At 66.6% G+C, this 11306-nt stretch carries 10 protein-coding genes; 7 read left to right on the top strand and 3 right to left on the bottom strand.

Translation table 11 applies throughout. The features are described from left to right. Positions 1-36: 36 nt before the first annotated feature. On the bottom strand, positions 37-1047 hold the full coding sequence (locus ACODSK_RS31120) for an Ldh family oxidoreductase (RefSeq protein WP_489021774.1): 1011 nt from the start codon (positions 1045-1047) through the stop codon (positions 37-39). Positions 1048-1161: 114 nt separating this feature from the next. On the opposite strand from ACODSK_RS31120, the gene ACODSK_RS31115 reads away from it, so the two are divergent. Next, entirely contained in the window at positions 1162-2403 is a 1242-nt protein-coding gene (locus tag ACODSK_RS31115) for an NAD(P)/FAD-dependent oxidoreductase (RefSeq protein ID WP_489021772.1), read from the top strand. 54 nt (positions 2404-2457) lie between these two features. On the opposite strand, the gene ACODSK_RS31110 is transcribed toward ACODSK_RS31115, so the two are convergent. After that, a complete protein-coding gene (locus tag ACODSK_RS31110) occupies positions 2458-3015 on the bottom strand; it encodes a DUF4174 domain-containing protein (RefSeq protein WP_489021770.1) in 558 nt (185 codons plus the stop codon). A 329-nt stretch (positions 3016-3344) separates the two neighbouring features. After that, positions 3345-5711 (bottom strand): DNA polymerase II, encoded by a 2367-nt coding sequence (locus ACODSK_RS31105; protein WP_489021768.1) that lies wholly within the window; start codon positions 5709-5711, stop codon positions 3345-3347. A gap of 310 nt (positions 5712-6021) precedes the next feature. Here ACODSK_RS31105 and ACODSK_RS31100 point away from each other — a divergent pair, with 310 nt between their 5' ends. The 6 genes from ACODSK_RS31100 to ACODSK_RS31075 all read left to right on the top strand — a co-directional run bounded on the left by ACODSK_RS31100 (position 6022) and on the right by ACODSK_RS31075 (position 11157). Continuing rightward, positions 6022-6711, top strand: coding sequence for a sel1 repeat family protein (locus tag ACODSK_RS31100; RefSeq protein WP_489021767.1), 690 nt, complete (start codon positions 6022-6024; stop codon positions 6709-6711). Between the two features lie 79 nt (positions 6712-6790). After that, positions 6791-7483, top strand: coding sequence for an AzlC family ABC transporter permease (locus ACODSK_RS31095; RefSeq protein WP_489021766.1), 693 nt, complete (start codon positions 6791-6793; stop codon positions 7481-7483). Next, entirely contained in the window at positions 7480-7806 is a 327-nt protein-coding gene (locus ACODSK_RS31090; protein WP_484580598.1) for an AzlD domain-containing protein, read from the top strand. The genes ACODSK_RS31095 and ACODSK_RS31090 overlap by 4 nt, the downstream gene beginning before the upstream one ends. Then, complete coding sequence (locus ACODSK_RS31085; protein ID WP_489021764.1) at positions 7803-8657, top strand: helix-turn-helix transcriptional regulator; 855 nt, start codon at positions 7803-7805, stop codon at positions 8655-8657. Before ACODSK_RS31090 ends, ACODSK_RS31085 begins: the two co-directional genes overlap by 4 nt. Positions 8658-8767: 110 nt before the next feature. Then, complete coding sequence (locus ACODSK_RS31080; protein ID WP_489021763.1) at positions 8768-10393, top strand: methyl-accepting chemotaxis protein; 1626 nt, start codon at positions 8768-8770, stop codon at positions 10391-10393. A 65-nt stretch (positions 10394-10458) separates the two neighbouring features. Beyond that, on the top strand, positions 10459-11157 hold the full coding sequence (locus ACODSK_RS31075; RefSeq protein WP_489021761.1) for a GNAT family N-acetyltransferase: 699 nt from the start codon (positions 10459-10461) through the stop codon (positions 11155-11157). Positions 11158-11306 lie beyond the last annotated feature (149 nt).

The following is an 11306-nucleotide window of genomic DNA, read 5'->3' as shown; positions in this document are numbered from 1 at the left end:
CAATCGCTGCCAAGCCAGCTCCCACAGGGTCAAGTGTCAGGCCAACGTCTGCAGTTGCGCCCATTCCTCCGCCGTCACCGTCACCCCCTGCCGCGCCGACAGCTCGCGCTCCTTGAAGCGCCGCGCCCCCGGCATCCGCGTCACCCCCACCGCCTCCATCTGCCCGACCAGCTCCCGCGCCCGCTCGGCAAAGCGCTCGCCCTGGGCCAGACGCGGGTCGATGGCGATGATCAGTTGCCCGGTCCAGGGCGTTTTCGCCCCCGGATGCTGCGACCAGTCAAACTCGAACGAGAAGTTGCCCCCGGTCAGCGCCGCCGCCAGCAACTCGACCATCATCGACAGCGCCGAGCCCTTGTGCCCGCCGAACGGCAGCAAGGCGCCACCGTCGAGAATCGCCGCCGGATCGCGGGTCGCCCTGCCCTCGCGGTCCACGCCGACGCCGTCGGGCAGCAACTCGCCCTTGCGCGCGGCGATCTGCACGTCGCCATGGGCCATGGCACTGGTGGCCATGTCGAAAACGATTGGCGCGGCACCGGCACAGGGCGCGGCGAAGGCGATCGGGTTGGTGCCGAACAGCGGTCGCTGCGCCCCCTCGGGCACCACGCAGGTCATGCTGTTGACCACGCTCAGCGCCACCAGGCCCTCGTCGGCGAACGGCTCGACATCCGGCCACAGCGCGGCGAAATGATGGGAATTGTGGATCGCCAGCACCGCGATCCCGGCACTGCGCACCTTGCTCACCAGCAGCTCGCGGGCCGCAGCCAGGGCCGGCTGGGCAAAGCCGCCGCGGGCATCGACGCTGACATAACCGCTGGCCACGTCCTTGACCACCGGCTCGGCGCGGCCATCGACCCAGCCGCTGGCCAGGGTCGACAGATAACCGGGAATGCGAAACACGCCATGGCTATGGGCGCCATCGCGCTGGGCGCTGGCGCAATTGGCGGCGAGTACCTGGGCGACAGCCTCGCTGCAGCCATGGCCAACGAAAATGCGCTGCAACAGGTTCACCAGCTCGGCGAACGGAATCTGTGTGGCAGGTGCGGACATCTGAAGCTCCCTTGCTTGGTATTGGACTGGGAACAGCTACCCGTGGACTTTCTCCGGATGACCGCTTTCTGTCAAAGTCTGTAACAACGTCGATCACGCTGGAGGTTTACCCGCATGCAATGCCAGACCCTCGTTCTCGGTGCCGGAATCGTTGGCGTGAGCAGCGCCCTGCTACTGCAGGCACGTGGCCGCCAGGTGGTGCTGATCGACCGTGACGACCCCGGCAGCGGCACCAGCCATGGCAACGCCGGGCTGATCCAGCGCTCCAGCGTGACCCCCTATGCCTTCCCCCGTGACCTGAAAACCCTGGCCCGCTACAGCCTCAACCGCCAGTCCGCGATGCGCTACGACTGGCGCTACCTGCCGAAGGTCGCGCCCTGGTTGCTGAGCTACTGGCGGCATTCGGCACCAACGCCGCTGGCCGATGCCACACGCGCCATCCAGCCTTTGATGCAGCGCTGCATCAGCGAACACGACCCGCTGATCGAAGCCGCCGGCGCCCAGGCGTTGGTCAAGGCCGACGGCTGGATCGAGCTGTACCGCGATGAAGCCGCCTTTAGCGCAGCCAAGGCCGACGCGGCGAACCTGGCGCCCTACGGCCTGGCCTTCGACATTCTCGACCGCCAGCAACTGCACGAACGCGAGCCGGGCCTGAGCCAGAACGCCATCGGCGCCATTCATTGGCTCGACCCCAAGACCGTCAGCAATCCCGGGGCCCTGGTCCGCGCCTATGCCCGGTTGTTCGTGCGACGTGGCGGGCAGTTCATCCATGGCGATGCGCGCAGCCTGCGCCAGGTCGAGGACGGCTGGCAGGTCGACAGCCAGCGCGGCCCGATCACGGCCGAAGAGGTGGTGATCGCCCTCGGGCCGCAGGCCGCCGAGGTACTCGCGCCCTTGGGCTACCGCATTCCGCTGGAGAACAAGCGCGGCTACCACATGCACTACCAGGCCCGGCCCGATAAGCCACTGCGGCACTCGATCTGCGATGTCGAGGCCGGTTTCGTCCTCGCGCCGATGGACCAGGGCATCCGCCTGACCACCGGGGTCGAGTTCGCCGCCAGCAGCGATCCGGCCAATGAAATCCAGTTGCAGCGCTGCGAGACCGTGGCCCGCAGCCTGTTCCCCCTCGGCCAGCGGATCGACCGGCAGCCCTGGCTGGGCCGTCGACCCTGCCTGCCGGACATGCGCCCGGTGATCGGCCCGGGCAGCCGGCACAAGGGCCTGTGGTTCAACTTCGGTCACGCCCACCATGGCCTGACCCTGGGCCCGGTGAGCGCGCGGCTGCTGGCGGAGCTGATGACGGGCGAAACGCCGTTTACCGACCCCGCCCCCTACAGCGCCGAGCGTTTTCGCTGAGACGAACGAAAAGGGCCGGAGCTTTACAGCTCCGGCCCTTCTTCAATACAGGGTTCAATCTTCCAGGGGCTTCGGTGGCGGCAGCGGTTTCGCCGGCTTGGCCGGTTTCGCCTCGGCCGCCTTGCCGCCCTTGCCCGGCTTGGCCTCGGCCACTGGCGCGGCTTCCGGGGCCGGCGTGCTGATCGCCTTCTCTTCCGCCGGCAGCGCATCCACCGCAGCGAAAATCTTGCTCATATCCAGCGAACCATCGTTTTCCAGCGGATGCTTGCTGCCATCCTTGCCCACCAGGGTCACCTGGGTGCCGACCTGGGCACCACGGCTGACCTGGCGGATCAGGGCCATGGTGGTCTGCTGTTCGAGGTTCTTGTCGTCACGCTTGCCGATCATCCCGGCAACGCTGTAGAGCACCAGGCCGCGCTCCTTGAAACCGGCCTGGGTTGCCGGGTCCTTGAGCGACTCGTTGAGACTTCGCAACAGCGGGTCGGCACTGGTGGGCGCGATCACCACCAACGGACGGGCCCTGCCCGCATCCAGATCCAGAGGGTTGTCATCGGCGAACAGCGGACCGGCGATGGCCAGCAGGACGGCAAGGGTCAGGGACCGGGCAAGCATGTGTTTCTCCTTTTTCAATCCTCGTAACAATGACTACAGACCTCCAGGAAAGATCCGAAGGTCGGAGCCTAAACGACTGCCCGGGACAAAGGTAACTTTCGGTTTCAGAAAGGTAATTTTTCGCAGGTGCCGGAGGGAAAATTCCGACCTGGTTAAACAGGAGGATAGTCGATGGTGGTCGACAGCAAGGGTTTGTCGTTGCCGATGGCCTCATCGCTGGCAACGCCAGCTCCCACAGGGACATCGCCCGGCACAATTCCTATGACTTGCCTGATATTTTGTGGGAGCTGGCGTTGCCAGCGATGAGGCCATCAGCAACACCACAAGACTCAGTCCTGGAACAACCCCATCTGCCGATCGATCAACCCGGCGAAGTCATCCCCGACAAAGGGCAATATCCCATCCGCCACCGGCTGCAGCTGGCGATCGAGGTAATGCTGGTAGTCGATCGGGCTGCGCCGGTTCTCCAGCGGCTCCGGCCCGCTGGTGGTGATCACGTAGCTGATCCAGCCGCCGCGCTGGTACTGCCGCGGCCGCCCCTGGCGGTCGTTGTACTCGTCGGCCAGGCGGGCGGCACGTACATGGGGCGGGACATTGCGCTGGTATTCATCCAGAGGCCGGCGCAGGCGCTTGCGGTAGACCAACTGCTCATCCAGCTCGCCGGCCAGGGTGCGCTGCACATAATCGCGGACGAACTCGCGGTACGGCTCGCGCTGGAAGATCCGCTGGTACAAGGCCTGCTGGAACTCCCGGGCCAGCGGCGACCAGTCGGTGCGCACGCTTTCCAGGCCCTTGTAGACCATCTCCTCGCTGCCATCGGCACGCCGCACCAGGCCGGCATAACGCTTCTTGCTGCCCTCCTCGGCGCCGCGGATGGTCGGCATCAGGAAGCGCGTGTAATGGGTTTCGTACTGCAATTCCAGCGCGCTCTCCAAACCGTACTCGTCGCGCAGGTGCCCGCGCCACCAGTGGTTGACCCCGGCCACCAGCGCCTTGCCGATGCGGTCGGCGTCCTCCGGCGCATGAGCGCCCTTGAGCCAGACGAAGGTGGAATCGGTGTCGCCATAGATCACTTCATAACCCTGCGCCTCGATCAGTTGCCGGGTGCGCTGCATGATCTCGTGCCCGCGCAGGGTGATGGACGAGGCCAGGCGCGGGTCGAAAAAGCGGCAGCCACTGGAGCCGAGCACGCCGTAGAAGGCATTCATGATGATCTTCAGCGCCTGGGACAGCGGCGCGTTGCCCTCGCGCTTGGCCGCTTCGCGGTTCTGCCAGACCCGCTCGACGATGGCCGGCAGGCAATGCCGGGTGCGGGAAAAGCGCGCCTGGCGGAACCCCGGCACCGAGTGCTCGTCGTCCGGCTCGCGCAGGCCTTCGATCAAGCCCACCGGGTCGATCAGGAAGGAGCGGATGATCGACGGATAGAGGCTCTTGTAATCGAGCACCAGTACCGATTCATACAAACCCGGCCGCGAATCCATGACGAACCCGCCTGGGCTGGCCTCACCCTCGCGCCCGCCGAGGTTCGGCGCGACGAAGCCAAGCCGGTGCATCAACGGGATATACAGATGGCAGAAAGCGGCCACCGAACCGCCGCTGCGGTCCGCCGGCAGGCCGGTGACCGTGGAGCGCTCGAGGAGAAAGTCGATCAGCCGGGTCTGTTCGAAGATCCGCGTGACCAGCTCGCAGTCCTTGAGGTTGTAGCGCGCCAGGGCCGGGCGGTCCTCGGCGAACATGCGGTTGATCTCGTCCATGCGCTGGTACGGGGTGTCGATGGCCTTGCCTTCGCCGAGCAGGGTCTGGGCCACGTACTCCAGGCTGAAGGACGGGAAACTCCAGGTCGCCGAGCGCAGCGCCTCGATGCCGTCGATGATCAACCGTCCGGCTGCCCCGGCGAAGAAATGTGCACGGCTGCCGTGCTCGCGCCACTCCATGGGCTGGGCATCGCGCCCGAGCAGCAGCGGCACGCCGAGGCGCTGGCTGTGCTCATGCAGCACGCGCAGGTCGAACTGCACCAGGTTCCAGCCAATGATCGCGTCAGGGTCATGCCGGGCCAACCAGGCATTCAGGCTGTGCAGCAGGTCAGCACGGGTATCGCACCAGGCCAGGTCGAAATCCACCGCCGTGGCATCGCCATTGGCCGGGCCGAGCATGTACACCTGACGCTGGCCGCAACCTTCCAGGGCGATGGAATACAGCTCGCCGCGCTCGCTGGTCTCGATATCCACGGACACCAGCTTCAATCGCGGGCGGTAGTCATTGGCCGCTTTCAACTGGGCGTCGAGGTACACGCCGGCGCCGTCGACCTGGCCGTCGAAGGCCACCGGCGCGGTGATGAAGCGCTCCATCAGGTAACGCTCCGGCGGACGGATATCGGCTTCCAGCACCTCGATGCCGGCGCCGCGCAGGCGTTTGTCGAGCTGGATCAACTGGCGCTGCTGGCGGCAATACAGGCCCAGCACCGGAGCATGCTCGAAGTCCTGCAGGGCCAGCGGGCGCAGCTCGACCTCCCGCTCGCCGCGCAGCAGTTCGCGGACACGGGCCTCGTAACGGGCGGGGATGAAGGCCACCGAGGTCTGCGGCGACAAGCGCAGCAGGCGCGGGCCGGCGTCGGTGGCCAGCCAGAACTCCACCTCGGTGCCCTGGGGCGTATCCCGCCAATGGCGGGTCAGGACAAAGCCCTGTTGTGACTGCACCTTGGATTCCTCTGCTACCGAGAGTCCAGCGGAGGCCACGGAGCCTGTGGGAGCGGGTTCACCCGCGATAGTGATAGTGAAGTCACTGACGTCATCGCGGGTGAACCCGCTCCCACAGGCTCCGTGGCGCTGCCCTGAAAAAGGGAACGGATTCTACCCGCAACACGTCTCGTCGACACAAATACCGCGACGGGTTTCGGCGCGCCGGGCATCCGGCTAGAATGCCCCGCCACGGAGCTTCTTCTTTCACTATGGACAGTGCCTGACACCATGAATTGCGCTAGAGCCCTTTTCCTGCAGGACCAACCCCGTGCGTCGTGATCGTCCCCTGCTTTCCCTGTTATGGCTGCTGCCGCTGACGGCACTGGCTGGCGATCCGGTCATCGACCCCCACGCCGACCTGCTCTATCGTCAGGCCCTGCCCCTGCTGGAGAAGGCCGACGCACAGAGCAATGCGCTGCCGCTGGACGCCCTGCCCACCGACCGCGAGCTGATCCGCAAGGTCCAGGCGCTGGACCAGACCCTGCAACCGGCCGTGGCCCTGCTGCAACGCGCCGCGCTGCTGCGCCATCCAGTGGCCGAATACCGCCTGGCCCTGCACTACATCACCCACCTGCCCGCCGGGCAGATCTCCGCCGAAGCCTGCCCGCTGTTGCAGTCCAGCCTCGGCCAGGGCTTCGCTCCGGCGGCGCTGGAAATCGTCAACTGGTGCCCTGACCAGTTGCAAAGCCGCGAATACCGCCAGGCCCTGGAACAGGTGTCGTCACGCAGTTCGCTGTATGCCGGCTACTACCCGCAACCGGCGGTGCGCCTGCTGTGCATGCGCGAGCGGCCCCAGGGCCTGGCCCTGCAATGGGGACGCCAGCGGGATTTCCAGGCCGAGGTCTACCGCCTGCTCGCCGGCCTGGACGCCAACCAGCGCGTCACTTACGTGCAGAAGGCCATGGAGATCAACGGCTGCCAGGCCGCCCGGCACCAGTTGATCAGCCAGCACCCCTGAGGCAACAGGGCAAGATTGTTCAAGGCGCCCGCGCGGCGCTCTGGCATGCTGCAAGGCCGTCCCCCATACGCTGTCGTCCATGCCTGCCTCCCTTGCCCGCACTGCCTATATCAAAGGCTCCATCGCCTGCCTGCCGCTGTCCCTGGCCGTCGCGCCCTGGGGCCTGCTGGCCGGCTCGATGGCCATCGAAGCCAACCTTACCCCGCTGGAAAGCCAGGGCCTGTCGGCGATCGTCTTCGCCGGCGCGGCGCAACTGGTGGCCATCGGCATGCTCAAGGGCGGCGCCAACCTGTTCTCGATCCTGCTGACCACCCTGCTGCTGACCTCCCAGCACCTGCTCTATGGCCTGTCGATGCGCCAGGTGCTCAGCGAACTGCCGACCCGCTGGCGCGTGACCCTGGGCTTTTTGCTCACCGACGAGTTCTTCGCCCTGGTCAGCCAGCACGACCGCCAGCAGTTCAACCGCTGGTACGCCTTTGGCGTAGGCTTCACCTTCTACCTGGCCTGGAACCTGTTCACCCTGGTCGGGATCATCCTCGGCCAGAGCATCCCGCACCTCGACCAGTTGGGCCTGGACTTCTCCATCGCCGCCACCTTCGTCGCCCTGATCGCGCCCACCGTGCGCAACCTGCCGACGGTGGTGTGCGTGGCCGTGGCGCTGTTCTGCTCGGTGCTGTTCAGCTACTGGCACTGGGAAACCGCACTGGTCGCCGCCGGTCTGCTGGGCATGGCCGCAGGCTTTATCTGCCAGAAATTCTCCGGAGCACGCTGATGGTCTTCGTCCTGATCTTCGCCATGGGCCTGCTGGTCTTCCTCAACCGCTATGCCTTTCTTGAACCACGCCTGCCCCTGCGCCTGAGCTCCAATGCACGGCAATTCCTCGGTTTCGCCGTACCGGGCATGCTCACGGCGATCTGCGGGCCGATCGTGTTCCTGCCCGAACACCAGCTCAACCTCGATCCGGCCAACCCCTATCTGCTGGGTTCGCTGCTGGCCGTGGTGCTGGTACTCTGGACGCGCAATACCCTGCTCAGCATGCTCCTGAGCATGGGCTTCTTCTTCGTCTATCGCTGGTGGCTCAACGGTTCGCCATGACACAGGCTCCACGGGAACAGACCCACTTCTGGCAAGCGCCGGCGCTGGACAATCTTGAATTGCTCCAGGCCCGCTATTTCCAGCAACGCTTCGCGCCCCATGTGCACGAAGGCTATTCCATCGTCGCCATCGAGACCGGTGCGCAGTGCTTCTGGCACCGCGGCGCCGACCATGTGGCGCCGGTGGGCAGCGTGGTGCTGATCAATCCCGAGGAGCTGCACACCGGTTCTCGCGCCCATGAGAACGGCTGGAGCTACCGCGGTTGCTACCCCGACGTGGCGCATATGACCAGCGTGCTCGACGAACTGGAACTCAGCGCCGGTGGCACGCCGGGGTTCAGCAGCAGCGTGCTGCAAGACCCGCTGGTATTCCGTGCCCTGCTCGGTCTGCACCGCTGTGCGCAACAGGGCGCCAGCGCGCTGGAGCAGCAGTCGGCCTGGCGCGAGGCGGCCTTGCTGTTGATGCAACGCCACGCCAAGGTCCGCGACCCGCGCGAGCCAGGCAACGAACCGCTGGCGGTGGCCCGTGCCCGCGAGCTGCTGGACGCCCGCCTGGACTGCCCGCCGTCCCTGGAAGAACTGGCCGCCGCCGTGCACCTGTCGCCCTTCTACTTCGCCCGGGTATTCCGCCAGGCCACCGGCCTGCCGCCTCATGCCTGGCTCAAGCAGCGCCGCCTGGCCCGGGCGCGGACCCTGCTGCGCCACGGCTACCTGCCGTTCAACGTCGCGGTGGACTTGGGCTTTTCCGACCAGGCCCACCTCAATCGGCAGTTCAAGCAGGCCTATGGGGTCACGCCAGGCGAGTACCGCCGCGCCTGCGTCGACAGCACGGCGATGATCTCCGTTCGATAATCGAACACAACCCGGTTCCGCCCCCTCAAGCGGTCATATGCGCCCTCCGATAGCAGTAGCAACCCGCCCGGTCCGACAAGTGGCGGGACCACTTGAGGAGCCCTGCCCGCATGTTCGCCGACCTGAAAATCCGCACCGGTATGTTCTGGGTGCTGTCCCTGTTCAGCCTGACCCTGCTGTTCTCCAGCGCCAGCGCCTGGCGCAGCGCCGTCGGCAGCGACGCGCAGATCGCCGAGCTGGACCGTACCGCGCACCAGTCCGACCGCCTGAACAACGCCCTGCTGATGGCGATCCGTTCCAGCGCCAACGTCTCCTCCGGCTTCATCGAGCAGCAAGGCGGCCACCTGGACAGCGCCAAGGGCCGCCTGACCCGCTCGGAAGAGCTGATCAACGCCAGCCTGGCGCTGACCGGCGAATTCGTTGCCGCCGTCGACGATCCCGCACTGAAACCTACCGCCGAAGAGCTGCAACGCACATTCCAGAGCTACTCGGTAGCCATCGCCGGACAACGCCAGGCGACCCTGGAAAATTCCCTGGAGCACTACTTCGCGGTCAACGTCGACGCCGGCAACGCCATGGGCCGCCTGCAGGCGCTGCGTCAGGAACTGGTCAAGGCCCTTGGCGAACGCGGCCAGCAGATCATGGCCGAATCGGAACGCCGCCTGCGCCAGGCGCAACTGCTCAGCCTGGCCCTGCTGGTCACCACCCTGTTGCTCGCGGCGCTGTGCTGGGGCTTTATCCAGCAACGCGTGCTGCGCCCGCTGCGTGACGCCGGACGGCACTTCCAGCGCATCGCCGGCGGCGACCTGAGCGAGCCGGTCACGGTGCCGGGCAGCAACGAGATCGGCCAGTTGTTCACCGAACTGCAACGCATGCAGCACAGCCAGCGCGACACCCTGGGCCAGATCAATGCCTGCGCCGCGCGCCTGGCCGAGTCTGCCGGCGCGCTCAATGCGGTCACCGAACAAAGCGCGCAAAGCCTGCGCCGCCAGGACGAAGAGCTGGAGCAGGCGGCCACCGCCGTCACCGAAATGACCACGGCGGTGGAGGAAGTGGCGCGCAACGCGGTGTCCACCTCCCAGGCCGCCAACGATTCCAACCGGCTGGCCGAGGAAAGCCGCCGCCAGGTCAGCGAAACCCTCGATGGCACCCAGGCCATGGCCGGCGAAGTGCAGGCCGGTAGCGAGCGCCTGCAACAGTTGGCCGGGGAGATCCGCGATATCGGCAAGGTTCTCGAAGTGATCCGTGCGGTCTCCGAGCAGACCAACCTGCTGGCCCTCAACGCCGCCATCGAAGCCGCCCGTGCCGGCGAGGCCGGGCGCGGTTTCGCCGTGGTCGCCGACGAAGTCCGTACCCTGGCCTACCGCACCCAGCAATCGACCCAGGAAATCGAGCAGATGATCGGCAGCGTGCAGCACGGCACCGAAGTGGCGGTCAGTTCCATGCACGCCAGCGCCGAGCGGGCGCGCGCGGCGCTGGACACCACACAGGCCTCGGAACAGGTGCTGCAAGGCATCTACGCCGCCATCGGGCAGATCAACGAGCGCAACCTGGTGATCGCCAGCGCCGCCGAGGAACAGGCCCAGGTAGCGCGGGAGGTGGACCGCAACCTGCTGAACATCCGCGAGCTCTCGGCGCACTCGGCCCAGGGTGCGCAGCAGACCAGCGCGGCAAGCCAGACCCTGGCGGGGCTGGCGACCGAACTGACGGCGCTGGTCGGGCGTTTCCGGGTCTGACATCGAAGCCGCGGTTCGGCTCCTGTAGACTGGCGCCCCGCCCAGCTACCGGAGCCCACCGCGCGATGCCCGTTGTCACCCTGCACCAGACCGCCCCCGACGAACCGTTGCACAGCCAGCTGATGCAACTGGTGGTCGACAACTTCAGCGACCTCAGCGCCACCGCCCTGCCGCCGAGCAACCCGCTGTACAGCCTGTACCAGTACGGCCTCGGCTTCGAAGTGCACCTGTATCTCCAGGCCCTGGGCGGTACGCGGCTGCCGGTGGGGCTGGTGCTGGCCTGCGAGGAAGAGCAGCTGGCCGGGTTCCTGCTGTACCTGCCGATCGAAGGCGAGGACAGCGCCTGTGCCGTGGCCTATATGGCGGTGCGCCAGGACCTGCGCCGACGCGGGATTGCCCGGGCGATGCTCGATGAAGTCCGCCAGCGCCATCCGCGTATCGAACTGGCCTGTGGCAAGGGCAAGGTGGCCTGCTTCGAAGCGCTTGGCCTGCAGGTGGTCGGTGCGCGTGGGCCGCAGGTGCTGATGGCCAGTGATGCCCCGGCCGGAACGAGCGAACTGGCGGTACTCGATGTGGCGCCGATCTACCGCACCCTGGAGATCCAGCAGATCCACAGCTACCTGCTCAAGCAGCACGGGCGCAAGGCCATGGTCGAGGCCGAGCGCAAACGCGACCGCCATCTGGACGAACTGACCCGGCACGCGGCGGCGTTCGCCCGAGAGTGGGTCGGCCAGTGGCAGGTTCGGGGTGTGCGGGTGGTTTGATGGCTGGCCGGCAGGAACAGCCCGGCCAGCAAGATTGATGTCGAAGCTGATGGCCTCATCGCCGGCAAGCCGGCTCCCACAAGGTCCCGGCCGCCCGCTGGACTCAGGCCAGGCACAAGAACCTGTGGGAGCTGGCATTGCCAGCGATG

It is taken from the genome of Pseudomonas sp. FG98 (assembly GCF_057808595.1).
The sequence above is the reverse complement of the archived record's forward strand: the minus strand, read 5'-3'. Positions and strand labels throughout refer to the sequence as shown.

What these genes read in the sequence shown, in the direction of transcription:
- ACODSK_RS31075 (WP_489021761.1), top strand. Translation starts at nt 10,459, where the DNA reads ATGCCCGTTGTCACCCTGCACCAGACCGCCCCCGACGAACCGTTGCAC.
- ACODSK_RS31085 (WP_489021764.1), top strand. Translation starts at nt 7,803, where the DNA reads ATGACACAGGCTCCACGGGAACAGACCCACTTCTGGCAAGCGCCGGCG.
- ACODSK_RS31095 (WP_489021766.1), top strand. Translation starts at nt 6,791, where the DNA reads ATGCCTGCCTCCCTTGCCCGCACTGCCTATATCAAAGGCTCCATCGCC.
- ACODSK_RS31080 (WP_489021763.1), top strand. Translation starts at nt 8,768, where the DNA reads ATGTTCGCCGACCTGAAAATCCGCACCGGTATGTTCTGGGTGCTGTCC.
- ACODSK_RS31110 (WP_489021770.1), bottom strand. Translation starts at nt 3,015, where the DNA reads ATGCTTGCCCGGTCCCTGACCCTTGCCGTCCTGCTGGCCATCGCCGGT.
- ACODSK_RS31120 (WP_489021774.1), bottom strand. Translation starts at nt 1,047, where the DNA reads ATGTCCGCACCTGCCACACAGATTCCGTTCGCCGAGCTGGTGAACCTG.
- ACODSK_RS31115 (WP_489021772.1), top strand. Translation starts at nt 1,162, where the DNA reads ATGCAATGCCAGACCCTCGTTCTCGGTGCCGGAATCGTTGGCGTGAGC.